The 25269-nt window shown below is 59.9% G+C and carries 28 protein-coding genes and 1 pseudogene; 12 read left to right on the forward strand and 17 right to left on the reverse strand.

Going from position 1 to position 25269, the window contains the following annotated elements; genetic code table 11:
* Positions 1–326 precede the first annotated feature (326 nt).
* The gene (locus LPA46_RS11235) at positions 327–1628 is read left to right on the forward strand and encodes a Cdc6/Cdc18 family protein (protein ID WP_230892583.1); all 1302 of its coding nucleotides are present in this window, start codon (positions 327–329) and stop codon (positions 1626–1628) included.
* Between the two features lie 1050 nt (positions 1629–2678).
* On the opposite strand, the gene LPA46_RS11240 is transcribed toward LPA46_RS11235, so the two are convergent.
* The 5 genes from LPA46_RS11240 to LPA46_RS11260 all read right to left on the reverse strand — a co-directional run bounded on the left by LPA46_RS11240 (position 2679) and on the right by LPA46_RS11260 (position 6423).
* Entirely contained in the window at positions 2679–3377 is a 699-nt protein-coding gene (locus tag LPA46_RS11240) for a halocyanin domain-containing protein (RefSeq protein ID WP_230892584.1), read from the reverse strand.
* Positions 3378–3429: 52 nt separating this feature from the next.
* The gene (locus LPA46_RS11245; protein ID WP_230892585.1) at positions 3430–3549 is read right to left on the reverse strand and encodes a CcmD family protein; all 120 of its coding nucleotides are present in this window, start codon (positions 3547–3549) and stop codon (positions 3430–3432) included.
* Between the two features lie 4 nt (positions 3550–3553).
* On the reverse strand, positions 3554–4216 hold the full coding sequence (gene ccsA, locus LPA46_RS11250; protein WP_442908248.1) for a cytochrome c biogenesis protein CcsA: 663 nt from the start codon (positions 4214–4216) through the stop codon (positions 3554–3556).
* A 121-nt stretch (positions 4217–4337) separates the two neighbouring features.
* Positions 4338–5030 (reverse strand): cytochrome c biogenesis CcdA family protein, encoded by a 693-nt coding sequence (locus LPA46_RS11255; protein WP_230892587.1) that lies wholly within the window; start codon positions 5028–5030, stop codon positions 4338–4340.
* A gap of 25 nt (positions 5031–5055) precedes the next feature.
* Positions 5056–6423 carry a c-type cytochrome gene (locus tag LPA46_RS11260; protein ID WP_230892588.1) on the reverse strand — a complete coding sequence of 456 codons (1368 nt, stop codon included), beginning with the start codon at positions 6421–6423 and terminating at the stop codon, positions 5056–5058.
* A gap of 222 nt (positions 6424–6645) precedes the next feature.
* On the opposite strand from LPA46_RS11260, the gene LPA46_RS11265 reads away from it, so the two are divergent.
* The 3 genes from LPA46_RS11265 (at position 6646) to LPA46_RS11275 (ending at position 10752) form a co-directional block, all read left to right on the forward strand.
* Positions 6646–7128 carry a thioredoxin family protein gene (locus LPA46_RS11265; protein ID WP_230892589.1) on the forward strand — a complete coding sequence of 161 codons (483 nt, stop codon included), beginning with the start codon at positions 6646–6648 and terminating at the stop codon, positions 7126–7128.
* A complete protein-coding gene (gene ccsA / locus LPA46_RS11270; protein WP_230892590.1) occupies positions 7125–9527 on the forward strand; it encodes a cytochrome c biogenesis protein CcsA in 2403 nt (800 codons plus the stop codon). Before LPA46_RS11265 ends, ccsA (LPA46_RS11270) begins: the two co-directional genes overlap by 4 nt.
* A gap of 136 nt (positions 9528–9663) precedes the next feature.
* Positions 9664–10752 carry a carboxypeptidase-like regulatory domain-containing protein gene (locus LPA46_RS11275; protein ID WP_230892591.1) on the forward strand — a complete coding sequence of 363 codons (1089 nt, stop codon included), beginning with the start codon at positions 9664–9666 and terminating at the stop codon, positions 10750–10752.
* Between the two features lie 23 nt (positions 10753–10775).
* Here LPA46_RS11275 and LPA46_RS11280 read toward each other — a convergent pair whose 3' ends face one another.
* The 3 genes from LPA46_RS11280 to LPA46_RS11290 are packed head-to-tail and all read right to left on the reverse strand — an operon-like array spanning position 10776 to position 12606.
* A complete protein-coding gene (locus LPA46_RS11280) occupies positions 10776–11450 on the reverse strand; it encodes a heme exporter protein CcmB (RefSeq protein WP_230892592.1) in 675 nt (224 codons plus the stop codon).
* Positions 11447–12232, reverse strand: coding sequence for an ABC transporter ATP-binding protein (locus LPA46_RS11285; protein ID WP_230892593.1), 786 nt, complete (start codon positions 12230–12232; stop codon positions 11447–11449). The genes LPA46_RS11280 and LPA46_RS11285 overlap by 4 nt, the downstream gene beginning before the upstream one ends.
* Positions 12232–12606, reverse strand: coding sequence for a cytochrome c maturation protein CcmE domain-containing protein (locus LPA46_RS11290; protein ID WP_230892594.1), 375 nt, complete (start codon positions 12604–12606; stop codon positions 12232–12234). The genes LPA46_RS11285 and LPA46_RS11290 overlap by 1 nt, the downstream gene beginning before the upstream one ends.
* Positions 12607–12763: 157 nt before the next feature.
* Between LPA46_RS11290 and LPA46_RS11295 the strand changes: the two genes are divergently transcribed.
* Positions 12764–13138, forward strand: coding sequence for a hypothetical protein (locus tag LPA46_RS11295; RefSeq protein WP_230892595.1), 375 nt, complete (start codon positions 12764–12766; stop codon positions 13136–13138).
* 204 nt (positions 13139–13342) lie between these two features.
* Here the strand turns inward: LPA46_RS11295 and LPA46_RS19175 are convergent.
* The 3 genes and pseudogenes from LPA46_RS19175 to LPA46_RS11305 form a co-directional block, all read right to left on the reverse strand.
* Positions 13343–13552: pseudogene (locus LPA46_RS19175) on the reverse strand (hypothetical protein); the annotation flags it as partial.
* Between the two features lie 168 nt (positions 13553–13720).
* Complete coding sequence (locus LPA46_RS11300) at positions 13721–15556, reverse strand: methyl-accepting chemotaxis protein (RefSeq protein ID WP_230892596.1); 1836 nt, start codon at positions 15554–15556, stop codon at positions 13721–13723.
* Entirely contained in the window at positions 15549–16499 is a 951-nt protein-coding gene (locus tag LPA46_RS11305) for an ABC transporter substrate-binding protein (RefSeq protein WP_230892597.1), read from the reverse strand. Before LPA46_RS11305 ends, LPA46_RS11300 begins: the two co-directional genes overlap by 8 nt.
* Before the next feature lie 369 nt (positions 16500–16868).
* On the opposite strand from LPA46_RS11305, the gene LPA46_RS11310 reads away from it, so the two are divergent.
* Positions 16869–17789, forward strand: coding sequence for a sulfite exporter TauE/SafE family protein (locus LPA46_RS11310; protein ID WP_230892598.1), 921 nt, complete (start codon positions 16869–16871; stop codon positions 17787–17789).
* 4 nt (positions 17790–17793) lie between these two features.
* Here LPA46_RS11310 and LPA46_RS11315 read toward each other — a convergent pair whose 3' ends face one another.
* The 6 genes from LPA46_RS11315 to LPA46_RS11340 form a co-directional block, all read right to left on the reverse strand.
* Positions 17794–17982 carry a DsrE family protein gene (locus LPA46_RS11315; protein WP_230892599.1) on the reverse strand — a complete coding sequence of 63 codons (189 nt, stop codon included), beginning with the start codon at positions 17980–17982 and terminating at the stop codon, positions 17794–17796.
* A 665-nt stretch (positions 17983–18647) separates the two neighbouring features.
* On the reverse strand, positions 18648–19358 hold the full coding sequence (locus tag LPA46_RS11320; RefSeq protein WP_230892600.1) for a DUF2270 domain-containing protein: 711 nt from the start codon (positions 19356–19358) through the stop codon (positions 18648–18650).
* 47 nt (positions 19359–19405) lie between these two features.
* Positions 19406–19801: a DUF302 domain-containing protein gene (locus LPA46_RS11325; protein ID WP_230892601.1), complete on the reverse strand. Its 396-nt coding sequence runs from the start codon at positions 19799–19801 to the stop codon at positions 19406–19408.
* Positions 19802–19943: 142 nt separating this feature from the next.
* A complete protein-coding gene (locus LPA46_RS11330) occupies positions 19944–20516 on the reverse strand; it encodes a DsrE/DsrF/DrsH-like family protein (RefSeq protein WP_230892602.1) in 573 nt (190 codons plus the stop codon).
* Positions 20517–20518: 2 nt separating this feature from the next.
* The gene (locus LPA46_RS11335) at positions 20519–20902 is read right to left on the reverse strand and encodes a DsrE family protein (protein WP_058984916.1); all 384 of its coding nucleotides are present in this window, start codon (positions 20900–20902) and stop codon (positions 20519–20521) included.
* Positions 20903–20906: 4 nt separating this feature from the next.
* Positions 20907–21149 carry a sulfurtransferase TusA family protein gene (locus LPA46_RS11340; RefSeq protein ID WP_058984917.1) on the reverse strand — a complete coding sequence of 81 codons (243 nt, stop codon included), beginning with the start codon at positions 21147–21149 and terminating at the stop codon, positions 20907–20909.
* Positions 21150–21353: 204 nt separating this feature from the next.
* Here LPA46_RS11340 and LPA46_RS11345 point away from each other — a divergent pair, with 204 nt between their 5' ends.
* The 6 genes from LPA46_RS11345 to LPA46_RS11370 all read left to right on the forward strand — a co-directional run bounded on the left by LPA46_RS11345 (position 21354) and on the right by LPA46_RS11370 (position 25196).
* Entirely contained in the window at positions 21354–22535 is a 1182-nt protein-coding gene (locus LPA46_RS11345; RefSeq protein ID WP_058984918.1) for an MBL fold metallo-hydrolase, read from the forward strand.
* Between the two features lie 2 nt (positions 22536–22537).
* Complete coding sequence (locus LPA46_RS11350) at positions 22538–23038, forward strand: YeeE/YedE family protein (protein WP_058984919.1); 501 nt, start codon at positions 22538–22540, stop codon at positions 23036–23038.
* A complete protein-coding gene (locus LPA46_RS11355; RefSeq protein ID WP_230892603.1) occupies positions 23035–23484 on the forward strand; it encodes a DUF6691 family protein in 450 nt (149 codons plus the stop codon). The genes LPA46_RS11350 and LPA46_RS11355 overlap by 4 nt, the downstream gene beginning before the upstream one ends.
* A gap of 90 nt (positions 23485–23574) precedes the next feature.
* Positions 23575–23724: a DUF7512 family protein gene (locus LPA46_RS11360; RefSeq protein WP_230892604.1), complete on the forward strand. Its 150-nt coding sequence runs from the start codon at positions 23575–23577 to the stop codon at positions 23722–23724.
* Positions 23725–23753: 29 nt separating this feature from the next.
* On the forward strand, positions 23754–24725 hold the full coding sequence (locus LPA46_RS11365; protein ID WP_230892726.1) for a sulfite exporter TauE/SafE family protein: 972 nt from the start codon (positions 23754–23756) through the stop codon (positions 24723–24725).
* A 66-nt stretch (positions 24726–24791) separates the two neighbouring features.
* On the forward strand, positions 24792–25196 hold the full coding sequence (locus LPA46_RS11370) for a helix-turn-helix domain-containing protein (protein ID WP_058984921.1): 405 nt from the start codon (positions 24792–24794) through the stop codon (positions 25194–25196).
* Positions 25197–25269: the final 73 nt, after the last annotated feature.

Consider the following 25269-nt stretch of genomic DNA (forward strand, 5'->3'; position numbering starts at 1 on the left):
ACGGGGCAATTCTTTAAGACACACCCTCTCCCCACTATTTCCAACTCTCCACAGGATGCTGGACAACAGGATGGGTTCATCGGTCGGAGGACACTCTTCGAGTGCCTCACTCCCTTTGATTTGAACCCACTACGGTTTTGGTTCTGCTGTCAACCACTTACTTGTTTCCCTATCTAGAGTGTAAATGCTGTAGACTGCACTGGTTATCCTAGTCTAGGTTGGAAATAGTGGGGAGAGGGTGTTTTATAAGTGTTCGAGGGGTTGGAAGCCGTGGTGGGTGTGGAACCCTCTGGTTTTATGCCAATCGCTGTCTCACTCCATCAGTAATGACTGAGTATTTCGACGACAGCCTTGTCAAGGATGTCTTCATCAAGGACATCTCCTATCTGAAGCCGGAATACCAACCAGACGAAATCGAAGAACGGGGCGAGGAAATGGATGAATACGTTAATCTTCTCGCTCCAATTCTGAAAGGATGGGACGCCGACAACATTTTTCTCTTCGGCGAGTCAGGTGTCGGCAAGACACTCGCCACACGAACACTACTGCCCGAGCTACAGCAGAAAGCAGAAGACAACGGTGTGGACGTAGACATTGTGGAGACGAACTGTTCTGGCTCGCAGTCATCGTATCAAGCCGCCATTGACATCGTCAACGAACTCCGCTCTCCGACGAGCCCACTCACAACCATCGACCTGGATGAGCCCGAACTCAGTCGCACTGGGTATCCTTCCTCAGAGGTCTACGAACAACTCTTCGAGGGGCTGGCGAACGGTGACGATTACGTCATCCTTGTTCTGGACGAAATTGATGGGCTCGGTTCAGACGGCGAACTCCTCTACCAGCTCACTCGGGGGCAATCTATGGGTCAACTTAACTCAGAAATCTGCATCGTCGGCATCTCCAACGACCTCTACTTTAAAAATAACATGAAAACCTCAGTGCGGGACACACTCTGTGAGTCAGAAGTTCACTTCCCAGAATACGACTCTCAAGACCTGCAGTCTATTCTTCAACGACGAGCAGAGGACGCATTCTATGAGGACGCACTCTCCGAGGACGTTATCCCGCTTTGTGCTGCGGTCGCCACCAAGGAACACGGGAGTGCCCGTTACGCCATCCGCATCCTTCGGAAGGCAACTCAACTCGCTGAAGATGAGGTTCGGAATGCTCCAGAATCCACGCAACCGTTTGAACAAGTGAAAGAACGCCATGTCCGAGAGGCAAAACGAATCGTCGAGGAGGAGACGGTCACTCGTGGAATCAAGAATTTGAGCGATTCGCAGCGGTATCTCCTGCTGTCCATCTCCCAGTATCATGCACGAGCCGAAACACCGGCTGGCACATCGGATATTTACGCTACGTATGAAGCAACAGTCAAAGAGCATGGGAAGAGTGCTATTTCTCGGCGTGGAGCGCACAATAACCTGCTTTCAATGGTAGATAAGGGCATTCTCCACATCTCCAATAACGCTCGCAATCAGCGTGGCGTCCCAAATCGTTACTCGCTCGTTACAGATTTGGAAACTGTAGCGTCAGCACTGGAGGAGTCAGACCAGACGGATGATGGATTTATCTTAGATGATTTGCGTGCGGAAGCGAGAGAACACGGTGTGTTAGATGAGTAAGAAGTAAGTTGGAAGTCGTGGGGGGTGTGTGGTTAAGAGCGTGGAACTCCTCGAAGCCGTGGAAGCATGGGTTTTCGGAGAAGTTGGAAGCCATGGGGGGTGTCTGTTATAAATATCTGCCGGGAGATGGAAGCCGTGGAAGTATGGGTATGGCACACGTCAGACACCGTTCCGTCCCCTACTTATCCGGACTGATCCACGCCGACTTGCGATAATACGGGGAGTAACTTCTCAGAATGAGGGGGTTCTGCAGTGTAGTCGAAAACGGTGAAGCGGTGTATCGCCGGTGCTCCTCCATGGGGGTGGAGGGCGAAGGGTGGTGACAGGTAATCTGGCGGCAGCGGTCTCAATTCTGGCGCCAACTCGGCGATACACACGGTAGTGACCACTCGTGTCATGTATTCTTTCCGACCACTCGAATATTTTCTACCTGTGCGTACCGTTTGTGGACGTCGATTCCGAGGTACATGGTTTGTTCACCCGGGACGCCAGTGCGTGAAGCAGAGATGCACCTATTCGGGCTTTCCCGGATGCCGCGGCGCGCGGCATCCGGGCTGTAACGCCCATGACTCGGCTCCCTTCGCACATGGACCAGTCACTACCACGTGCTCGATGGCACGGTTCAGATATCGGTCTCTTGCGCCCCATATCTTGGTTCACGCTCTCATGGCATAGCAGCGTTTCCATCGAGTCACTACCGTCCAAAAGGTCCCGAGCCTTTTGTGATGGCGGGAGAGCCTTACTCTCTTGAGCCACACGACCGCCACGGAGAGAGCCACGTTGAGAAACTGCAAGGCGATAACTCGGTGGCGGATAGGAGCCCCCGTGACAAGGCCAGAGGACGCTTCCGAGCGAGGGTTGAAAACCCGCTCCGCCGACCTCGGAAGAGCACGTCTTGAAACCGACCGGTACAAGACCGGATTCCCTTTGTCGAGGGAAGCCGCACCGTTCACGGCGCGAAGGATGTCACTTGCTTGTGTCACTTGGTTCAGCTGTGCTGGCGGCGTGCATCTTATCGTCGAACATTAGATGGGTCGCCGACAGTGGTGCTTACTTGGCGGCGGCAGTGTCGTCGCTGTCGTCGAACATCAGGAACAGGCCGAACATGATGGGCGAGAGGAACGCTATTGCCACACTAGTCACCATCAGAGCCGCCTCCAGGGACACCGGTCGGCCGTTTCCACCGTTGGACGAGTCGTCACCACCCGCTCCGTTACCATCGGCGGAGTCACTGGCCGAGGCAGGTTTCTCGAACTCGCTTGGATCCAATCCGCCTGACCCGCCGACGACAACGACGCCTTTCATCCCAAACGTCTGGTGAGGGACACAGAGGTACTTGTACGTCCCCTCTGACTCGAACGTCCGTGAGTACGTCTTGCCAGCCTGGCTGTATATGTCACTCTCGAAGTTTCCTGCGTTGTCGACGACGTTGTGGGTGCCGCCCTTGCCCGTCCACTCCCAGACGACTTCGGTGCCGGGATCGACGCGGATCGCTGCCGGGGCGAACGCGAAGTTTCCACCGTTACCGGATGCGCCGACCCAGACAGTCACCTGGTCTTGGCCCGTGTAGTCGTAGGTTCCATTGAAGTTACTCGTGTCGGCGAGCCAGCCGTCGTAATTCTGGCCCTCCTGAGCTGTGACTGTTCCGGTTGTGCCGCCCGCTGCGGCGGCGCCGGTCACCAGCGCTGCTCTCTTGAGGAACGCCCGACGGCCGGCCGCCGTCGTACCCCCATTACCACTCGAACTCATAATAATGTATGAACCATGTAATGGCAATAAGCTATTGGTCGTTGGCGTGACTTCAGTCGTCGAGGTCGGCGAGACGGCGCTCAAGGTGTTCCATCCGCCGCTGCAGGTACGCTACGTACCCGAACAGCGTCACGAACAGTGCCGTGTAGCCGGCCAGTAGCAGTGGTTCCATTATGTCACCTCCGTTGCTGGCGTGCCGCGAGGTCGTCTTCGAGTTCGTGCAGCTGTATGCGGAGCCCGAGTAGGTAGAGATATAGTAGCGACGCCGCCAGCAGCGACACCAGTAGCGTCGTCGGGTCGATATTCGCGCTCACGTCCGGGTTCCCCAGCGTCGTCTCGTGAAATGTCGGCGTCCACAGACGCGTCGAGACGTAGGAGATAGGCACCGTGATAAAGCCAAGCACACCGTAGACGGCGGCGTACCGGTCGCCGCTGCCACCATCGGTACCAGCGTGGACGACCAGGTAGCCCGCGTAGATGAACCACACGACCAGAAACGTCACCAGCCGTACGTCCGTCCACTCCCAGTAGGAGTTCCAGATAACCTTCCCCCAGAAACTCCCGAACAGCAGCGTCAGCGTCACGAGCAAGAACCCGAGTTCACCCGCGCTGTGCGCGAGCCGGCTCCAGAACGCTCCCCGGTACCGAAGGTAGAGCGCACTGCCGACGAACGTCGTCCCGAGCGCGGATGCCGCCACCCATGCCAGCGCGATGTGCCAATACGCCAGCAGGTTTCCACCGTGGGAGACGCCGTACATCACGTCCGACGCGGAACCGAACACCAGTGCGAACGATGCCACGCCTGACACCAGCGCTCCCCACTTCACGACGCGGCTCATGATTACCGCACGCAGCACGCGGGTCACACGTCCGACCAGCTGTCCGAGCCGCAGACTCTGGGACCGCTCGCTTGCTTGATCGGTCGTCGATTCAATCTCGTCCGAACTCATGCGTGTGCTCTCATAGGTACTCAACGATTGACGCAAGCAGCAATTTGTCCACGTCGAAGAGGACGGCCACGCCTAATGCCAGGAACGTGTACCCGGTCGCTGTCTGGACCGCGTCCCCCGAGACACCCTCAGTGATGGAATTGAAGACCCGCTGGACACCGTGCTTACCGGCGTAGGCCACCCCGAGCAGCGGCACTGAGAAGCCGCCACCGTAGGTGAACAACAGCCATGCGCTCCGCCCAACGTCACCGGTCGTTCCGGCGAGCGCGAGCACGCCCCCAAGGACGGGACCGACGCACGGTAGCCAGATAACCCCGAGCAGGAGGCCGACGACGAACGCGTTTGTCAGCGGCCGCTCGTCCTTGTCGATCCGCGTGCTCGCAGCCGACGCGCGTCCTGACAACCGGGACGCGTACCGGGAGTACATCTCGTTGAGGTCGTCGTCTGCCATTATGGCCCCGAACGCCAGCATCATGATGGCGAACGGTAACCGAACGGTGTCAGGGGTTACGGACCCTATCATCCCAGTCGCGACCCCGAGCACGGTGAACGTGAGCGTACTCCCCGCCACGATGGCCACCGGGCGCAACGAGTGGCCTGACGACCCAACTACGAGTACCGGGATCATCGGCAGACAGCACGGCGTCAAGATCGTCAGAATGCCGGCGGCGAACACCGCGAACGTAGTTGGAGCCTCTACCATTATGTCAGCGAATCACGGACGGCGGTCAGCTTGCCTGCTGGCTACTGCCGCCGTCTATTGCTGCCCCTATCAACTCTTGCGCGTCAGTGGACGTTGAGTTGTTCGGCTCGGTCTCGTTCGTGGACCAGCCGTTGTCGTATTCCTCGTACGTCCGAATCCAGGTGGTCTGCCACGAGCCGTTCACTTCGACGTCACGGAGGGGCTGGTCGTAGCGGTCAACGTTGTCAGGGATGACGCTCTGGTTAATCTCCTGGGAGCCGATGGGGATCCCGGCGATCATGAGCTTCTTCGTCATCGGGTTCATGTCGTAGCCGAACCGCTCCTGAACGCGCTGGTAGTAGATCCCCTCGTCGGGCGCCCCAGACTCGGCCCAGTCTTTGGGCTGCCGTGGGAGGTGCGGGCGTTTGTGGCCGTTCATGAACGCGGCGACGTCATGGACGTCCCTCCAGTCCGTGAACGTGTGCGCCGTGCCGTACGGCATGGCCTCCCGGATGAATCCGGCAGACGTGTACAGCCGGCCCATGCCGGCACCGTCGTTGTAGGAGCCCTCACCCCATAGCGGCGGATACTGGCCGGGAGTCCCCTGGCCGTCAGCGCCGTGGCAGGATGCGCAGTTCTCGAGGTAGAGCTCGGCGCCCCGCACCGGGTTGGCTTCTGTTACGTTCACCTTCTCGTCGCCCTCGGGCTTCCGGATGTGCCGCCAGTACGGCACCTTCTGGCTCGGCGTGCCCTTGTTCAGCCAGACCATGTACGACTCCATCGCCTGGATCTCACGACTGTCGTACGCTGGGACCCCCTCGGGGGAACCGGGCGCGTCCATGCTCCGTAGGAAGCAGCCCATGATGCGCTGGCGCATGTCCCGCATCCGCTCAGTGCGGCCGGTCCACTCGGGATAGCCGGCTGCGGTGCCGACGAGCGGAATCATGTCGATATCCTGGCCGACCATACCGGTGGTCGTCGGCAGGTCGCCGCCGCCGTGACAGTTCGCACACGACAGTTCGTTGCCGACGTGGTTGGGCATCTCGTTGGACGTGTTCGCGAAGATCTCACGCCCGTACTGGATGAGCTCCCGCCGATTTTCGTTCTCCGGGAGCGTTGAGTTGTTCATCTCCTTCGGGACGAACTCCACCTTGTCGCCCGCTGAAGCATTCTTGTACTCGAACCCCTCGTCGCGGAGTTCCGGACTGTACCACTGCGAGCCGCTCCACGTTCCCGGTAGCTGGATGACACCGCCGCCACCGCCATCGCCCTCCATAGCCGACGGCGCCCCGCCGGTGTCGCTCATGAACGCCAACGCGCCGTTGACGGCGAAGACGACGATGACACCCGCGATGACCGCTCCGACCACGAGCAGCGTCGGTTTCAGTAGTCTCGTTGAATCTCGTTTGCTCATCGTAGATCTCTACGTATTGCTCATCGGTCCCGGTGGTGATTTCAGCTTGCTACTGCGGTATTCGCAATCGGTATTCCAATATGTGGACACGACTGTAATAAAGCTTTTCTGCGGACATGGGAGTATTAGCGGACACGCGAGAAACCGTCTGACGTGCGCCGACCCCGGGTCGTTCACAGACAGCACATTTTAATGAGGGAGGTGAGAAAGCATCACACATCGATGAAGCCTCGAAAGGCGCTTACAATCGCCTTCTTCGTCTTCCTTCTGGGCATTGGCTACCTGTCGATGCACTCCGCACCAGTGTTGAGCGACGATAACTATTCGTACCACGGCGAAACCGAATGGCGGACCGACTTCTCCGAGGCCGAGCAGCTAGCCAGCGAGCAGGACCGCCCCATCGTCATCTACTTCTGGACGACGTGGTGTACGTACTGCGAAGACTACAACCAGTACGTCTACTCTGACCCCGAGGTACAAGCTGAACTCGACGATTTCGTGAAGGTAGCGGTGAACCTCGACAGCGACCAGGGCGAATACGGCCGCCTCCAGCAGCGGTACAACGCCAACTACCCGCCACAGCACGTCATCATCACGCCCGAGGGTGAACAGCTTGTGAAGATCTCCGGATACGCCGACCGCGAGGCGTTCCTCAATTACCTCGCAAAGGCCGAGCGCGAGTACGACGCGGGTGACAACCAATGAACGTCGGGAATGTCCTGCTCGCCACTGCGTTCGCCGTTCTGCTGGGCGCAACCGGTATTCTTGCCCGCGCGTACCTCGCCGATGACGACCGGCACGTCGGGTACGTGACGATGCTCACGGGCACAGGCGCGGTAGCGCTGGCCGGCGCCCTGGCCCAGCTCACGTACCAGTTCGTGGTGACGGACTACTCGAACGCGTATGTGTGGAACAACACCGCCGACTACCTCCCGCTGCTGTACCGCGTGACCGGCGTGTACGCCGGTAACGAGGGGTCGATCTTGCTGTGGGCGGCGCTCACTGCGCTGGTCGCGTTCACCGCCGGGGTCATCCGCGGGTTCCCGGACCGCCACTCGAAGCTCGTCCACGCTATCACGTTCGGGATCGTCACGTACTTCGTCGGGATGCTACTGCTCCAGAGCCCGTTCGCGTCCATTCGGACGGAGTTCGCGAACGCGCCACCAGGGTACATTCCGACGAGTGGCGAGGGGCTCAACCCTCTGCTGGTCGACCCGTACATGGCCATCCACCCACCCGTGATGTTTGTCTCCTACGCGCTGCTCACGATGCCGTTCGCCATCGGCGCCGCGCACTTCGTCTCTCTATTCCGGGGTGACGGAAGCGTGTTTGCGGCCTGGCGCGGGAGCGTCACGCGCTGGCTGCGCGTCAGCTGGCTGTTCCTTACGGTCGCCGTGGCGCTCGGCGGCCTCTGGTCGTACACCGTACTCGGCTGGGGTGGTATCTGGGCGTGGGACCCGGTGGAGACAGCTATTCTCGTGCCGTGGTTGTTCCTCACTGCCACTGTCCACGCCGTCGTCCGGTACCGGCCGAACGACGAGTACCGGATTCTCGCGCCCGCGATGACTGCGACGGTATTCTCGCTCGCAATTTACACCACCTCCATCGTCCGCAGCGGGACATTCCGGAGTGTTCACTCTTTCGCCGACGGCGGTATCGGCATCTCGTTCATCGTCCTGATGGTGTTGACTAGCGTCTTGGGCGTCGTCGTCCCGCTCGCGTACTGGTTCCTCCAGGACGGCGAAGCGACCGGCTCAGACGGCGCGTGGCTCACGCGGGACAATCTTCTGCACGCCGCCGTCCTGCTGTTCGGTCTGCTGACGTTCGTCTCCCTCTGGGGGCTGTCGTTCCCCGTCCTCCGAGCCGCGGTTACCGGCGTCGAAGTGTCCGTGGAGTCTCACTACTTCAACCTTTGGAGCTACCCGTTGGTCGGCATCGCGCTGCTGTTATTGGGTTTCTACATGGACTTCGACGTTGAGGGGCGCCGCCGCAGCCTCACCGGGTTAGCCGTCTTCGGCACAGCGGCCGTGGCCGCTGCGTTCGTCGCACCCTCAGAGACCTGGCAGCTTTCCCCTTCGCCGCCGACTCAATCCCCTATATACGGCGTCCTCGGGAGTATCAGCGTGCTCTCGATTCTCCCCCCGGCCGCGTACGCCATTCTCGGCGTCACGAAGCGCGCGCTCGCCCGAATCCCGGCGACCGCCGACCGGGGCGCGATGTTCAAGGAGACAGGAATCACTGCCATCCATGTCGGTGCCGTGCTACTCGTGCTGTCGCTTCCGTTTATGTATATGTTCGCGGGCCAGGCGTCAGCGATGGCGACCGGCATCGCGTCGGAGTCCGTCGACACCTCCTATCAGGACGTTGCCGGCACCGACTACTCGGTCCGCGTGCTTGACTACACCAGCAACGAGTTCCCCCAGAACCCCAAGCCTGAGTCATACGCGCTCTCGGCCGACCAAGTGGCTGCTCGTGGACCGTCACTAAACGGAACGGTACAGGCGGTGTACGGCACCGTCACTGACATCAGAAGGGGGCCACAGGCGACGGTTATCCAACTTGATAACTCTCGGACGTGGGTAGGCGTCATCCAACGCAACGAGACCACGGGCAATCTCTCCGTCCAGACCGGCCAAGGCCTCGTCGCACGCGGCCGGCTGATGTGGAACTTCGTGCCGAACGCCGACGCAACGGTGCTCGCGAGCCCGCAGACCATCGGCTCACCAGCAAACCCCCCCGAAGGTGTGGTCCCGACGCGCGTACAAGTTGACGGCGTCTCGCTTGCCGTCTACGAGGACGGGAAACTTGTCACTTCCGGGGTCGCCGGTCAGCGCGAGTACCCCCAGCAAGGTAACATGCAGGTCAGGGATGTTCTCATCGACCGGGGACTCGTGACCGACACCTACGTCATCGCGGGCGTCAGCGACGGCACTGCCTCGATGACCGTCAAGCAGGTGCCGTTAATGTCCCTGCTGCGGCTCAGCATCGTGTTGCTCGTCGCGGGGATGTCCACCGTGCTCGTGTTTGACCCCGAGCACGGTATTCAGACGCTAACTGCTTCGACTGCTTCGAGTACCGATGTCGAACCGGAGACAACAGACTAACATGAACCATAAGCACGCTCTTGCCGCAGTCGTTGTTTTCACCGCTTGCATCATTGCCCTCCCAAGTATCGCTGCAGCGACTACCTCAGTTTCAGGCACCGTCACCGTTGCGGACGGCTCAGCCGATGGCGCTCGCGTGACCGTCGCACCCGTCGACGAAAACCTGCGCAGTACGGGGAACTCCGTGCGGACGACCGTCGATGGAACCACCTTCTCCGTTGACGCGCCCGACTCGCCCGCGTACGTCGTCCGCGTCGTCCACGACGGCGCCGCCCACTACGAGGTGCTGCGGAACGACTCCACGGCGACCATCGACCTCGAGGCCGCCATCTCCGGCCAGGTAGTCGACGAGGCTGGCGAGCCGCGACCAAACACCACTGTCAGCCTCATCGACGAGGCCGGCTTCTCGGTCGACCGCACCCAGGCGGCCAAAAACGGAACGTTTGCGTTCGCTCCCCTGGAGTCAAACGAGACGTACCGCCTCGCCGTCGCCGTCGACGGCGTCCAGTATCGCGAGACAGTCTCCACTGTGGACGGCGGCACCCAGAATGTGACCGTGTCGACGCCGCCGCCCGTCGACGAACCCAGCGTGCTGTCGGTGATGGGCGGCGACCCCGTCAGCCACGTCGTCCGCGTGCTTGCACCACAGAACCGCTCGGGTCTCACGGGCGTGGTGGAAACGCTTACCCTCCAGAACGGCGCTGACCGGCCGTTCGCCGGTACGGTCGTCGTCGGGGTGCCGTCGGACGGCCAGCCGTACTCCGCGATGGCGGCCGGTGAAGAGACCAACTATCGGCGCGTCGACGGCGGAGTCGCTGTGGACGTGTCAGTCCCCGCGAACGGCAGCACACAGGTCGGCGTCGCCTACGATATTGCCGACCGAACGTTCGAGAAGCAACTCCGTCGTGACGCGGAGAGCTTCGCGGTGTCGTTCCAGGGATACGACATCGACGAGGTTGACCACTCCGAGAACCTCCGCGTTGGTGACTCGCCCGTCCCGGTTCTCACGTCAGACGGCCCAGTGAGCGCGAACGAGACTGTCAGGGTCGATGTCTCGGACGCGCGCTCCGCTACGGCCGGCGGTAACGGAAGTGCTGGTGGAGCCAATATGGCCGAGACAGGGTCATCGGAGAGCAACTCGATCCCTGAGTTCCCGACGATTCCCGTCTTCGGCAGTCTCACCGTGATGGTCGGCGGCGGCCTCGTCGCCTACCGCGTGCTGTAATCAGCGCCACCCTTCGCTCATTCTCATTCCTCGACGGCGTACTCGAAGGTCACAAGTCCGCCAAGGAATAGAATGCCTGCGTACGAACCCAATACACGAAGCCACGTGCCCGTCGGTGCGCCGGTCGTGAGCGCAGCTGTGAGTTCGACGCCCGCGAGCAACACCGGCACGACCAGCGGCACGAGTAGCACGGGCAACACGAGTTCGCCCAGCGACGACCGAAACGTCAACGTCGATACGACAACGCCGACCGCTGAGAAGCCGAATGCGGCCAGCGCGAGCACGCCGGCGAGCGCCGGCATCACCGAGAGCGCAAGTTCATACCCGAGGAATACGCCTGTCGCGGCGAGGGTGACGAGGTCTACGGCGAGCACGAACGCGGTCGTGCTGAGGACCTTCCCGACGTACACCGCCGATCGATCGACAGGCGCCAGCAGTAGGCCGTCAAGGGCGGCGTGCTGGGCCTCGACGTCGGCCGCTTCAGTCACTCCTAGGGTGCCGGCGAACACGAACGCAACCCAGAGCGCGCTCCGCCCGACGACCTGAGGGTCGGTGAACGTCTTCACGAATCCGAACGCGAACGCCAGTACGACCAGTAACGCGAACACGGCGGCCGTGGTCGTCACCTGCTTTGTCCGCACCTCTAGGTGGAGATCCTTGCGCATTACGAGATAGACGGCGGTAAGGTAGCTCGTCATTGCTGGTCGGTGGCGGTGGAGCGGTTGTCCGTCGACTGGCCGTCAAGCCCGATAGCACGTCGGTAGGTAGCTTCGAACTCGTCCGGCGACGTGGACGCGGTCTGGATGTCGGCCTGGACGCGGCCACGGTCAAGGACGAGCGCTCGCGAGCACCGCTGCAGTCCCAGGTTGAGATTATGGGTAGATATGAGGATGGTCCTGTCGTCGATGCCATCGAGAATGTGGCCGAGGTCGGTAACACCGCGCTGGTCGAGCCCCGAGTACGGTTCGTCGAGCAACAGTACGTCGGGGTCGTGGAGCAACGCGCGCGCCAGGGACAGGCGCTTCCGGAGGCCATGCGAGAATGTCGCAGGCCGCTGGCTTCCCCGGTCGGCGAGACCCACGTTGTTGAGGACCGTTTTGACTCGGGCGTCGACGCCGTCAACGCCGTGTAGGCGGGCGTGAAATTGGAGGTTCTCACGCGCGGTCAGGTCGTCGTACAGCATCGCGTCGTGCGTCACGACGCCAACACCACTGGTGGCGTCCGGGTCGCCGAGCGACCGCTCCACACCCCCGAAGCGGACCGACCCGGCCGTCGGCCGCACGAGCCCAGCGAGCATTCGAATGGTTGTTGACTTCCCCGCGCCGTTCGGCCCGAAGAACCCGATTGTCTCGCCGTCCGCAACCGAGAATGAGACACCGTCAACGGCGTGGAACTGGCCGTAGCGCTTCGTTAAGTTGTTGGCGCTTATCGCCGGCGGACCGGCGCTCTTACCGTCGGTAGCGGGCTCATCGGCGGTCATCAGACGTCGTCGGGTCGCTCCTCGCCCTCGTGGGCACGCACCGAGAGCTGCTGGGCGGTCAGAGAGCCATCCGCGTACCGACCCTTCGCGACGACGATCCGCCCCTCCTGCATCGTGTCGGGGAGCGTCCCTTTGTAGGTGACGGGGACAGAGTGGTTCCCGTCAGCTACGGCGAACGTGGTGCGTTCGCCGCTGGTGTCCAGATTTTGGACGGTACCCTCAAGGTTTACCCAGTTGCCCTCGTAATTGTCGTCTTCGGAAAGCACTGTCGGCGTTACAAACTCAGTGGACGCGCTCATCGTCGTCGCCCCTAGAACGCCTAGGAGTACAAGGATGCCGACCCCGGCGACCAGTAGCTTGTTCTTCCGTCGCACTGCCGGATGATGTTTGGGGATGCGTATTACTGTACCGGCTTTACACTCCATTCCGACGAGAGCCGTCAACCCGCCCGGGTCGCTGTTACGAGTTGGACGCGGCAGACAGTCGTCTCCGTAGACTTATCACTGACGTGCTCGTACCATCTGTCACTTAATGTCATGGACGCTCCGGGTGTCGGGCTTTGTCGCGCTCACCGTGCAAGCGCTGTGGGGACTGCTCCAGACGTTCGCGCTGTCACCCGCCGGCCCCACGATGCCGCCGATGGCGGTCACCGCACACGCCCAATTTGGGATGCTGTCTATTCTCGCCGTCGTCACCGGGTTTGGTATTAAGCACACAACTCTTTCGGGGCGCACCCGCTCGGTCGCCGTCTGGTCATTCATTATTGGGCAGTGGCTTCTCCCCGCGTCGATGCTGATGCGGTCGGTCGAACCCATGTTGTTAGCGACCGCCTACCTCTGGGGGACATCCCTGGTCGTCTCCTTGGCGCTCGTTGCCTGGGGGACCATTAACGCCCGCCCGGACTAGGCGAGCGTGGATGAAGTCACGAGGCAGGGCTCTATTGAACTCCGAGTTTGGTGGTAAGTGGCGTGAACAATTGGTGGTGCAAGTCTGCCGTTGTTGCCGTCAGCTTTCGACTTGTTTCGAAAGGAGGCCGGTACGCTCTGAGCGTTGGAGAACGAAACAAGGGCGGTAATTCATTCTTCGAACACTTCTCCAATCGCGCAGGCTCCGGTTCTCGGACGTGGACTGCACCTCGTAGCGACCACCTTTCGAGAAGACTGAGACGTCCATCGCTTCAGCGACGGCACGCCTTGTGCGCTGCTCGGGTTCGTCCCGCGACTGTGCGTTCTCGTAGACGACTAGTCGGTCGCAAACGTCGCCCGTTGGACCTCCATCCGGCGCGACGGCTTCCGGCCCGAGGTAGTGGACCTCCGCTCGCTACGTGTCAAAACGCAACTCCACACTTCCGCAGGCGCAGAAAACTTAACCAACACATAATCCCTCAAACGTAGCTGTGTTGGTTAACTCTAGAATATACCATCAAGCGATACAGAAACCGGCCCTACGATAGTCGCTGTAAAAAAAAGCAAAACAGCGAATAACTGTCTACGGTACGGTCGAAGCAGTCGGGAGCTTGATTTTGAGAGTCGTATCCTCAGGAGCGACGTGTAGTTCACCATCGGATTTCGTCACTGTCCATTCGAGACACCAGAGCGCCAGCCCCTCCGCGTGATTGAGCGGGGTCTCTTCGCCTGCGTTGACAGCTTGAACATCTAATTCGGGGAGTCCGTCGGCATCGTCATCGATTCGAAGAACAACCTTCTCCTCATCTGTTCCAGCGTCAGTAACGGTAACCGTAACATCCACGTGAACTTCCCCTTCATTGTGCGTCGCAATCTGGTGGACAACATCTGCGACTGCGGTCGGGCACGTCGGTGTCGCTTGGACAGCTACGTCGTTTGTCTCATCGTGGAATTCGACATCTGCGCATGGGGTGTCGGCATCGACTCTTGCTAACTTCGAGGCGATATTGTCCAAATCAAGGGGTTCTGGTTCGGTGTTCTCTTCGGCGAGCAGCTGCTTGATCCGCTGTGTTCGAGACGAAATCGTACTGAGTTCCCACGCAGCATTCTGCACAGCCTCTAAATCTGCTTGGGCAGCCTCATTGTCGATGCGGGACGCAGCCAATTCAGCTCGTCCAGTAATGATGTTCACCTCGTTTCGAACGTTGTGACGGAGGATACGATTCAGAACGTTCACCATCTTGGATCGCTCTTCGAGACTCGCATTCGATGCTTCAAGCTCTGTCTGGGTTTCGCGGATCTCATTGATCCGCAACTGCAGAGCATCCCGTGTCGATGCTATCGTCCGGTTGAGATCACCGAACTCGTCCGCCCGGTCGGTATCGAACTCCACGTCGTACTGACCATCTTCGATCTGCTCTGCCCGGTCGGTTAGCCGAGAGAGCGCGCCGGTCACATCCCGGCCGAGAACGCCGACGACACCCACAAGCGCAAGCAGGGTGAGCGCTGCGATTCCGCCGATCCATCGAAGCGCCTGCTGGGTAATGACGTACGCCTCACTGGCTGGCGCGTGCTCGATGACAACCCAGTCGGTGTTCGGAACCGCAGTATACGCAGCGACATACTCTCCCTCTGTCTCAGGGCGAGTTTCGTAAGCTGGTGACTCCGTGAATCCAGAGTCCCCTCGCAGGCCACTGCTGACTGCCGGTGCACGACGATTTTCATCGCTGTATTGAGTGAGCGTCGCCGCTGCATCATCACTGAACACGACCGTCCCGTTGGAATTGACCACACGCGTAAAACCACCGTCAACGGGGTGTTCGAAGCGGTCGAAGATAGTCGCGGTGTCCACTTCGACGACAAGCAACTGCTCCGGGGTCCGGCGAATTGGGGAAATAAATCCGATAACCGTCTCGTTTTGTACTGCGTAGGGGTCGGTCACTTGCACGTCGTCGAAATCCTGGAAGGCAAACCGTTCAGTCCAGCCAAGGTCTTCGATAGGTTGCGACTCCATGTCTTCATCAGAACTGACCGCAACAGTCTGGTTCCGCCGATCGATTACGTATGCCCGAACGATTTCGGTATCTGATCTGTCCCCTTGCTGTGCCTGTAAATACTCCCGAACCTCGGTGCGGTCGCCATCCTCGAAGACGGGATGTTCGGAGAGCAGCTGAGTGACGAGTCGGTTCTTGCCACACCATTCCCGCAATTCGTCCGCTTCGGTCTCGGCAGCCGCGGTCATCGACTGTTCGACGTTCTCCTCCAGCAATCCCCCCACCTGTACATATAGGCCGACTGTGCCGATACTGATGATCAGGAAGACAACGAGGAGCGCAGTAGTAAGTTTCCGCCGGAACGACGACCGCACAACATCGACGACCGTTCCCAGAACTGGGAGGGATGACAGGGATCTACGCATCGTCGAGTACCTCAGTCTCTAAAAACTGTGTTGCGACCGTGAACGGATGATCTCCATCGAGGAGGACCCGGCTGTTGAGGCCTCGCATTGTCGACTTATCGAGTGCTGAAACCACAGGGGAGAGCCTCTCGAAAATCTCCGGATGTTCGTTTATGAGCGGTGCATACGCTGTTGGGGTCGGTTGGTAGGGAAGAAAGTAGTCACGGTCGTCCTCGAGGACTGTAACCGACGACCGGTTGAGCTGCGGGTCCGTCGCAAATCCACTTGCAATCTGCACGCGATCCTGTTCGAGTAGTTCGTACGTCAACCCGATCGACGTTACGATGAATGGCTCACCGTTCGCAGTCTCGATTTCATAATATGAAGCGAGTCCACGCCACCCATCCTGCCGGTGAAAGAATTCCTCGTTGACGGCAACACCCGGCGAATCACCGCCGTTTCGGATATGGGCTGCCAAGTCGCTGATGGTCGTTACGTCGGCCCGTTCTGCCCATCGAGCGTCGGCAGCGATGACGTACTCGTTCGAGAACGGTGCTGGGTCAGCCAACTGGAGCCGCTGGGAATCAGCGTCCGCTTGGACCCGCTCAAAGAGTGACTCTGGGTCGGTAATCCGTCTTTCGTGGCGAGGTGGGAGCTGCAGCCACGCCGTACCCGTATACTCCCAGTACAGGTGTTGATCCCCCGCTGCTGTTGCCTCCCAGTTCGATAGCGAGTTTCCTGCCCCAATTTCATCGATGGCACGAATCCAATCGATTCTCCGTAGCCGTTCGTAGGCGAGGTAGCCGAGAATCTTCTGCTCAGTGAACGGCTTCGACCCGATTCGAACGGTTACTGACTCTGTGTCGGGTTGCTGGTTGCTGGCGCAGCCACCCAGGAGTGCGGCAGCACCCACGCCGCCGACGCGAACGGCCCGCCCGAGATACTGCCGGCGTGTGAGTGCCATATAAAAATATCTGTACCGGCGAATGACATTATAATTATGCGGGAGTACTTATTCACCTTCTGAAACAAATGTGAAACGCCGACTAATCCTGTGTAGATGCCGTAATGGCGATACTACTGGTCATATGTTGGAGGGGGAGATATCCTATTGATGGCTCACTGAGTCAATTAACACTGCGATGGCTAATGACAGTATTACCGGTATATATGACGGCTGCTAATTCTATAACCGCCGTGCTCGGCACTTAGCCCCGCGCTAATGGCGAGAATTGCGGTCACCGGACCGTCATACCTGCACGAGTACGTTGCCGAAGAGGATACTGAATTACGGGTTCAGCTAATGTGATTCATCAGTAACCTACTCCGTAGTATGAGGACACGCAAATCCAGAGTCGATCCCCACCAGTTCATCGCGCACCTGCTTCATTTCCGGTATCGAGAAGTGACGATGACGCTCGCGACGCTCGCGGTTTTCACGAGCGCGATCGTCTTTTTCCCGGGATGGGGGAACGTTATGAAAGGTATTCAGTCGGATGTTTCGACCGAGTTATTCCTGCTATTTGCTGTCGTCGCTATCGTCGCAGGTGTCGTAAAAGGGATGATCGGATTCGGATATGCACTCATTACGACGCCTATCTTCGCCTCTGTTATTGACCCGACGCTCGCGGTGGTCGTTCTCGCAATCCCGCCCTGGATGATCAATATGTTCCAGATTGGCGAGACCAAGACTGGAATCTCATTTGTCCGTCAAGAATGGATCCTCGTCTTACTGGCGATTGCGGGATCAATCACTGGCGTCTACGTCCTTGCACAGTACACCGCTGGACCGATTGTGCCGTTCCTCATCGGCGTAATCATCTTCGCATACGTCGTTTTCCAAGTCGTTCAGAACTTTGTGACAATCGAAGAAGCACACCACCCAGTCGCACTCAGTACTGCTGGCTTTCTTGAGGGGTTCCTGCTCGCAGCATCCAACCTCGGCCCACTACTCCCGGCGTATTTCCATACGTTCGAGCGTGACACCGAGCGCTATATCGGCGGGCTCTCCATGGTTTTGGGAATTATCTTCACGGTCCGCATTCTTCAGATGGCTCTTTTCACAGATCTCATGACTACGTACCGGCTCTGGCTCGGGTCCGTGATTGCGGTCATCACGATTGTGGGGCTTCTCCTCGGAACCTATCTGCGGCGGCTCGAAGTCGACGAGCAGAAATTCAACTGGTTCGTCATCACCCTGCTGTTCGTCATCTCGCTCAACATCTTCCGGAATACGATTCCGAAACTATTCTAGCGCGTTAGGGTTTGATATACGCATATCCCTCGTTCTGGAGGCGCGTTAACTCGCCAACGCCAGACGACACGAGTTCGACGCCTTCGATGAGATCGTCTTCTGAGATATCGGTGCCTTCGATCGTATTGCTGCATTGCTTGACTGTCACGCCACGGTCGATCAAATCCATGATTTGCTCGCGCTGCTGTGACATCGATTTCAGGAGTTCCAACCGCTGCTATTTGCATTGACATCCTCCTCCGCCTGAAGGCGGAGGAATCCTGAGCGTTGGAGCTTTCAGGTTTGCAGTCCCACCGAACCCCAACACGGTGAGAATCCGTGCGGGGTTCGTGGACTACAGCGGGTGAGAGTGCTGGGAGTGCCAAGCCCCCGGTACTCCTATCCTCGGTCATATCGGGACTCCCAGAGTTGTTTATGCCTCGCGGGAGTCCGGTAGACTTCGACGGACTCGGAGTTACTTTTCGTGGTTGCAAGCAGTCCGGCACTGCACTGGTTCATTGTAGGAACCAGCCGTTCACCAGACTGGTTCCGGATACTGCCTCGTTATTGTGGGCGGACAGGCCGCCTCCGCAGGAGGGGTCGGAATCCGCTCCGTTCCGACCAATTCCTACTCCACAGTACGTCGGCCTGTCAGTTAAACGTCACCATGTGAAACTCGGGAGTAGCGTTTCAACGGTGGACTGTTACCAGAAGTGACGGCGCGTATCCACGGCCTGAACGCCGTGGTATTGCGCCTGCTCAGCCTATAAGCACGACAGCTTCGGCATCGATGGTTTCGCCGTTCTAGAGATTTGCAATATTCCCGACGGCACGGGCGTGAAGTTCCGACTCGTCGTTCGAGTGATGAAACGACCGCTCTCATTTGCGTCGCTGTTCCCGGAGATCCTCTGCTCGGAGTTCGCCTTTCGCATGCCATGTCCGCGGCCGACACCCGATGATAATGGCGGTAAGGTAGAAGAGTCCAACAGTAACAAGAATAACGACACCCGAAATCATGCCGATTGCTGCACTCTCCACCCACGGTTCGGGAGAGAATGCTGTAATACGGACGAGCCACGCAGCAAGCAGTATTCCAAATAGTGGCAGGTACACGCGTCGGAGGCGGTGCGCGATTGCCTCTTCGGCGCTGATTTTGATGGTCGGCGTACGGTAATCGTCGCTGAGCTTTGCTCGCCAGTCTGGGTCCACGACGCCGGCTGATGGGTCGAGTCCGTACGCCCAGACGTTCTCCTGGAGAGTCCGAACCCGAGTTCGCCAGATTTCGTATCCACGATAGCGGCGCGCCTCGATCACGAGGAAGACCGAGAGCGTCGCCACGCCGATGAGGAGGATGTAATGTGGGTTGTTCGGACTTGAAAACGCCCATGTGATGATTGCGGCCATGACGATGACCGCCCAGTTTGTTGTCCGGTCGAGGCGCTCGCGCCAGAGCTTCATCCGATGGATTTCGCCGCGATACAGGTGCGCCATCGCGGAACTGGGCCCCATCTCCTCGTCTAGTAACCCTTCCCCGACATCCCGATACTCGGGGTCAGTTGGGTCGACATCCTTCGCGGTAGATCCAGTCATTGGGACCAGCAAAAAGTGTGCATAGTGGCTGTTCTTCCGTCGTACGATTAGGCGTCCGGCAGTTCGTCGAGGACGCGTTCGAATCGCTCCCGGACCTCTGCTGCGATCGAGTCCAGCTCGGGATTGTCGACAACGGAGAGCATAACCTCAGGATCGACTGCGCTCACGCCGATTTCCCCATCGTCTGTCTCGTACACGACGACGTTACAGGGCAGAAGCGTCCCTAACTGGAGTTCTTCTTCGAGGGCCTGCTGCGCAAGCGGGGGATTGCAGGCGCCAAGAATCCGATACTGGCGGAAGTCTTCGTCTAGTTTCTTCTTGAGCGTCTGTTGGACGTCGATATCACAGAGAACCCCGAACCCCTCCTCTGATAGTGCATTCGTCGTCCGTTCGACGACGATATCGAATTCACCGTCGACACGCTTGTCCAGAGTATAGGACATACTACTCAATTTAGCCACCTCGCTATTAGGTATTGTGTCCGGGGTTCACCAGAGACGGACCGTACTCGGGCAGGTGACTCAACCGGAAGCTGGCCAAAAACGAGTTCCAGCCACGTTCACCAACAGTTGAGCCGGATTTGCATTAGATGAGGAGCTGGATGTCAGCGTCAGCCATATCCTGAATCGCGGTGGCGGCGCCGACACCGGTCGTCACGCCGTCGTAGAAGTCGTCCTCGTCGTAGTCCATGAGATCGATGGTCATCTGGCACGCCTGAAACTCGACACCCATGTCGAGGCTCGTCTCGATGAGTTCCTCGATAGTGGCGGTGTCGTTGTCGTCGATTTTCTTCTCCATCATCTTCGTCGTCACACGGTCCATGCCCGGCAGCGCCGCGACGGCGTTCGGGACCGGCATGTTGGGATTCCCGACCGAACTCAACTGTAAGTTCTTCGAACGTTCCTCGTGGAGGATGTCGAGCCCCCAGAACGTGTGGAAGACGGTCACCTCGTAGCCGAACGCGGCTGCCGTACTCGCGAGGATGAGCGGCGGGTACGCCATGTCTAACGTTCCCTTCGTGGCGATAATCGACATCTTCGGGTCGTTGTCATCCTCTGTCGCGTCCGCGAGTTCGGTCTCTAACTCGTCAATGCGAGCGGCAAGTTCCGCACGAGAGGGTGCCCCCTCATCTGGTGATTGTGGCGTCTCCGTACTCATCGTTAGAACGTGAACACCTGATCGGCGTTCTCCACTTCGTCGAGGAACGTGGCCGCGCCCGCGAACTTGGTCGTGACAGTCTCATCGATGGCGTCCTGATCCCATTCGAGCATGTCGAGGGTCGTCGTGCACGCGACTGTCGTGACGAGATCGCCACCATCGGCCACCAGCGCGTCGAGGAGGTCGTACGGGTTTGGCATCCCCTCTTCGAGTAGCGGCTCGATCTCCGAGAGGTCGTTCTCACCTTCGAGGAGATGGGTGAGTCCATCGAAGGTGAAGTAGACGAGAACCTCGGTGTCGGAGGCAAGCGCCGTGTGGCCGAGGTTCATCGCCATCGCGAGGCTCTTCGGGCTGTCGTTGTCGACGATGATTCCGATTTTCTCCATTGGTTTACTCCGTCTTGCGCACGTAGTGCGTGTACACGTCGTCGCCCTCCTGCTGGTCGACGAGTTCGACGCCGTCGGTCGTGTCCGCCCAGCCGCCGAGATCGCTCATGCTCCCCGGGTCGGTCGCGAGGACCTCGAGGATCTCGCCTTCGGCGAGTTGGTCGATGTTTTGCTTCGTCTTGACAACGGGCATCGGACAGTTTTCGCCTTTCACGTCGAGAGTTTCAGTGGCTTCGTACTGTGTCATGGTAGTGACTTCACTCCCCAATATTGGGTGGAGTTAGAAAAGGATATCGATAGTAATTCCCTTAGTCCACAACACACTACCTTCTGTCCAAGTATAACTCGTCTCAGTAGCCCTAATAGTGGTTTTTGACCAATGGAGTGTTGTACTATAGTTGAACTACTATACAAAGCCTTATTTGCGAGCAGTAGATAGAGAGGACTGACGATGACCGACGCGGCAAATCCCGAATCGGACGAAACGGTCGCATCAACCACGCCTGCAGAGCTGAAGCAACGCATCGATAGCGGCGAGAACGTGTTCATCCTCGACGCACGCTCCGAAAGCGACTTCGAGGAATGGCACATCGACGGCGAGAACGTCGACGTCGTCAACTACCCATACTTCGAGCTGCTCGACGAGATCCCGGAGGACCTCCACGAACAGCTCCCCGACGACCGCCGGATCACCGCGCTCTGTGCGAAGGGCGGGTCGAGCGAACTCGTCGCGGACAACCTCGAGGACGCCGGCTACGACGTCGACCACCTCGAACGCGGCATGAAGGGCTGGGCGCGCATCTACGAGTACCAGGAACTCGACGTGGACGTCGACGCCACGGTCGCCCAGTACCGCCGTCCCTCCAGCGGCTGTCTCGCCTACCTCGTCGCCTCGGACGGCGAAGCGGCGGTCGTCGACCCGCTCCGTGCATTCACCGACGAGTACGAACAGGACGCGCGAGCCCTAGGCGCAGACATCGTGTACGCGCTCGACACGCACATCCACGCCGACCACATCTCGGGCGTCCGCGACCTCGCCACGGAGACGGACGCAACGGCCGTCCTCCCCGCGGCCGCCGCCGAGCGCGGTGTCGACTACGACCTGGCCTACGAGACAGTCACCGACGGCGACACACTCTCCGTCGGCGACGTCGAAATCGAGACCATCGCCACGCCCGGCCACACGACCGGGATGACCGCGTACAAGGTCGGCGACGTACTGTTCACGGGGGACGGCCTGTTCACCGAGAGCGTCGCGCGCCCCGACCTCGAAGACCCCGAGGCGGCCAAGGACGCGGCCCGCACGCTCTACGAGAGCCTCCAGGAACAGATCCTTCCTCTCCCCGACGAAACGGTCGTCGCACCGGCACACTTCAGCGACGCGGCGACGCCGAACGACGACGGCACCTACACCGCGGAACTCGGCGACCTGGTCGAGCGGATGGATGCGCTCACCATGGACGAAGACGAGTTCGTCGAGTTCATCGTTTCGGACATGCCGCCGCAGCCGGCGAACTACGAGGACATCATCGCGACGAACCTCGGCCAGCAGTCTCCCGACGACGAGGAGGCCTTCGAGCTGGAGCTCGGCCCGAACAACTGCGCCGCGAGCGAAGAGGCGATGACTAACTAACGATGGAGCCACTTCTCGCACCGCTCGTGCTCGAGACGCCCTTCCCCCGCGGGATACTGCCGTACCTCGTCGGCGGCCTCCTCGTCGGCCTCGGCGCGGCAGTCATCTACCTCGCGACGGGCATCATCGCGGGCGCGAGCACGTTCCTCGAATCCACGCTGTCGTACGTCTCCGACGTCGAGCGGTTCAACCGCTTCAAGTATATCCAGTCGCGCGGCTGGCGGGTCGTGTTCACACTCGGTATCGTCAGTGGCGCAGCTCTCTGGGGGCTCGTCCTCGCGCCCGATCCAACGATCTGGACGACTGACGTCCAGTGGTGGCGGCTGCTCGGCGGCGGCGTCCTCGTCGGCATCGGCACCCGCCTCGGAAAGGGCTGTACGTCTGGCCACGGCGTCTGTGGCGTCGGCTCCCTCTCGAACACGTCGCTCGTGAACGTCGCGACATTCATGGCATTCGCCATCGGAACCGCGCAACTCGTCCAAGCACTGGGGGTGACACCATGAGCGACGAGACGCGAAGCCCATGGTTCCTTCCCGTCATCTACGTCGGGGGGCTGATATTCGGCCTCGGCCTCGCCGTCAGCGGCATGGCGCGTCCCGAGGTCGTGCTGGACTTCCTCCAGTTCGACGACTTCGGACTCGTCTTCGTGATGGGCGGGGCCGCCGTCGTCACCGGCATCACGTTCGCCGTCGCAACGCGCTACCTCGATCGTGCGCCGCTCACAGCGAGCGAGTACACGCGCCGCGTGAAGGAGTTCGACCGCAACGTCGTCGTCGGGGGCGTGATCTTCGGCGTCGGCTGGGGGCTCTCAGGAATCTGTCCTGGCGCCGCCTACGCGAGCTTCGGCGTCGGGAACTATCCGATCCTCTGGGCCATCGGCGGGATGTTCCTCGGCGCGTACGCACAGGGATACGTCCGCTCGCTGACGGGCAGCGAGGAGACGAACTAACAATGTCATCAGAACATACAGTCATCAACGTTCGGCAACAGTATTGTGTAGAAACCGAATTAACGAACAACACTATGAGGGTCGTGTAAGATGTTCGGACTCGAGAACTTGAGTGGTTCCGCGCAGGCTGTCGCCACCGTCGGGGTCGTCCTCGCGGAAGCCTTCGCGCTGTACCTGGCGTACGGCGCACTCAGTAATACGGTCGGAACGACTGTCATCGACGCCCTCGGAGGTGACTAACCGTGGCGATCCTCGGTCTGAGCCTTACCATGGTCGCGGTATTCGTCGGATTCGGCCTACTCATCGGCACCCTGTTCGGGTTCTTCGGGATGGGCGGGTCGTTCCTCGTCACACCTGCACTACTCGTGATGGGCTATCCATCGACAGTCGCCGTCGGAAGCGGACTCGCGTTCGTGTTCGGCACGAGCGTCATCGGCGCGCTCCGCCACCGCGACCACGGCCAGGTTGACTACAAACTCGCAGCGATCATGACCGTCGCGATGACCCTCGGTATCGAGGGCGGGAAGAGCGTTGTGTTCTTCCTCGAAGCCACCGGGATGGCCGACCTCATCATCAACGTCGCGTACGTCGGCCTGCTCGCCGCTGTGGGGCTGCTCACGCTCCGGGACGCGTGGTCCGACGACGACGATACCGAGACGAGTAGCGACCTCGCGGACCGCGTCCAATCGATTCACATCCCGCCGATGGTGACGTTACGCGGCGGCGTCCGCGTCTCGGGGACGATTATCTTCGCCGTGGGGCTCGTCATCGGCGTCCTCTCGGGCTTCCTCGGCGTCGGCGGCGGGTTCCTCCTCATGCCGGCGATGATGTACGGGCTCGGGGTTCCTGCTGCAATCGCCGTAGGAACTGACATCCTCCAGATCACGATCTCTGGCGCGTTCGGTGCGTTCACCTATGCCCAGTCGGGCTCGGTCGCGCTGCCCGTCGTCGCGTTCCTGCTCGTCGGGAGCGCGCTCGGGGCTCGCGTCGGGGCGGGTGCGACGAACCTCGTCGACGAGGACGAGATCAAGGGCTACTTCGCGGCTATGCTGCTCGCGGGGAGTCTCGCCGTCGCGTCGAACAAACTCGGGACGGTCTACGGGATCGACCTGCTCAACACGTTGAGCACGGTGCTCATCTTCGGCGCGGCGCTGCTCGTCAGTGGCGCCGTCGTCCTCGCCGCCGTCTGCCGGCTCCGGAACGACCGGACCGGGACGTGGTGCCGGCTCACCACGTCGTAGGTCGGTACAGTATTGTGCCGACTATGCAAACACTTTTGAGGCTCTAACACCTACACTCCGTTAGTAATGGCTGAATCAATGAGTGAGATGCTCCGGCGGGACATGCAGTGTGAGGGACTGCTGGAGTGTTTCCACGACCTCAAGACGATCGACAAGGACATCTTCCAGCTGCTTCAGGACCGCCAGGAACCACTCACCGTCGACGAAATCGCAGAACAGGTCGACCGTGAACGGTCGACCGCGTACCGGAGCGTCCAGCGGCTGCTCCAGGCGGGCTTCATCCAGAAGGAACAGGTGAACTACGAGCAGGGTGGCTACTACCACGTCTACCATCCGCGTGACGCCGACGAGATCACCAACGAGATGCAGCGGACGCTCAACGACTGGTACGCGAAAATGGGCCAGCTCATTAGCGAGTTCGAAGAGAAGTACGAAAACGAATCGCAACCCGCAGCACCCGCTGAGAGTTAACACAGCGTTCCTCAGCTAGAGTATCGCCCTAAATCGGTGACAGTCCGTGACGGCGTGCAAACCGACCTCGTCA

The sequence above is a fragment of the Halobacterium sp. KA-6 genome, assembly GCF_021029015.1.
Taxonomy (GTDB): Archaea; Halobacteriota; Halobacteria; order Halobacteriales; family Halobacteriaceae; genus Halobacterium.

Bases quoted from the DNA above. Each gene is read 5' to 3' on its own strand.
- LPA46_RS11235 (WP_230892583.1), top strand. From the start codon at position 327: ATGACTGAGTATTTCGACGACAGCCTTGTCAAGGATGTCTTCATCAAG.
- LPA46_RS11240 (WP_230892584.1), bottom strand. From the start codon at position 3,377: ATGAGTTCGAGTGGTAATGGGGGTACGACGGCGGCCGGCCGTCGGGCG.
- LPA46_RS11245 (WP_230892585.1), bottom strand. From the start codon at position 3,549: ATGGAACCACTGCTACTGGCCGGCTACACGGCACTGTTCGTGACGCTG.
- ccsA (WP_442908248.1), bottom strand. From the start codon at position 4,216: ATGAGCCGCGTCGTGAAGTGGGGAGCGCTGGTGTCAGGCGTGGCATCG.
- LPA46_RS11255 (WP_230892587.1), bottom strand. From the start codon at position 5,030: ATGGTAGAGGCTCCAACTACGTTCGCGGTGTTCGCCGCCGGCATTCTG.
- LPA46_RS11260 (WP_230892588.1), bottom strand. From the start codon at position 6,423: ATGAGCAAACGAGATTCAACGAGACTACTGAAACCGACGCTGCTCGTG.
- LPA46_RS11265 (WP_230892589.1), top strand. From the start codon at position 6,646: ATGAAGCCTCGAAAGGCGCTTACAATCGCCTTCTTCGTCTTCCTTCTG.
- ccsA (WP_230892590.1), top strand. From the start codon at position 7,125: ATGAACGTCGGGAATGTCCTGCTCGCCACTGCGTTCGCCGTTCTGCTG.
- LPA46_RS11280 (WP_230892592.1), bottom strand. From the start codon at position 11,450: ATGACGAGCTACCTTACCGCCGTCTATCTCGTAATGCGCAAGGATCTC.
- LPA46_RS11285 (WP_230892593.1), bottom strand. From the start codon at position 12,232: ATGACCGCCGATGAGCCCGCTACCGACGGTAAGAGCGCCGGTCCGCCG.
- LPA46_RS11295 (WP_230892595.1), top strand. From the start codon at position 12,764: ATGTCATGGACGCTCCGGGTGTCGGGCTTTGTCGCGCTCACCGTGCAA.
- LPA46_RS11300 (WP_230892596.1), bottom strand. From the start codon at position 15,556: ATGCGTAGATCCCTGTCATCCCTCCCAGTTCTGGGAACGGTCGTCGAT.
- LPA46_RS11305 (WP_230892597.1), bottom strand. From the start codon at position 16,499: ATGGCACTCACACGCCGGCAGTATCTCGGGCGGGCCGTTCGCGTCGGC.
- LPA46_RS11310 (WP_230892598.1), top strand. From the start codon at position 16,869: ATGAGGACACGCAAATCCAGAGTCGATCCCCACCAGTTCATCGCGCAC.
- LPA46_RS11315 (WP_230892599.1), bottom strand. From the start codon at position 17,982: ATGTCACAGCAGCGCGAGCAAATCATGGATTTGATCGACCGTGGCGTG.
- LPA46_RS11320 (WP_230892600.1), bottom strand. From the start codon at position 19,358: ATGACTGGATCTACCGCGAAGGATGTCGACCCAACTGACCCCGAGTAT.
- LPA46_RS11325 (WP_230892601.1), bottom strand. From the start codon at position 19,801: ATGTCCTATACTCTGGACAAGCGTGTCGACGGTGAATTCGATATCGTC.
- LPA46_RS11330 (WP_230892602.1), bottom strand. From the start codon at position 20,516: ATGAGTACGGAGACGCCACAATCACCAGATGAGGGGGCACCCTCTCGT.
- LPA46_RS11335 (WP_058984916.1), bottom strand. From the start codon at position 20,902: ATGGAGAAAATCGGAATCATCGTCGACAACGACAGCCCGAAGAGCCTC.
- LPA46_RS11340 (WP_058984917.1), bottom strand. From the start codon at position 21,149: ATGACACAGTACGAAGCCACTGAAACTCTCGACGTGAAAGGCGAAAAC.
- LPA46_RS11345 (WP_058984918.1), top strand. From the start codon at position 21,354: ATGACCGACGCGGCAAATCCCGAATCGGACGAAACGGTCGCATCAACC.
- LPA46_RS11350 (WP_058984919.1), top strand. From the start codon at position 22,538: ATGGAGCCACTTCTCGCACCGCTCGTGCTCGAGACGCCCTTCCCCCGC.
- LPA46_RS11355 (WP_230892603.1), top strand. From the start codon at position 23,035: ATGAGCGACGAGACGCGAAGCCCATGGTTCCTTCCCGTCATCTACGTC.
- LPA46_RS11360 (WP_230892604.1), top strand. From the start codon at position 23,575: ATGTTCGGACTCGAGAACTTGAGTGGTTCCGCGCAGGCTGTCGCCACC.
- LPA46_RS11365 (WP_230892726.1), top strand. From the start codon at position 23,754: ATGGTCGCGGTATTCGTCGGATTCGGCCTACTCATCGGCACCCTGTTC.
- LPA46_RS11370 (WP_058984921.1), top strand. From the start codon at position 24,792: ATGGCTGAATCAATGAGTGAGATGCTCCGGCGGGACATGCAGTGTGAG.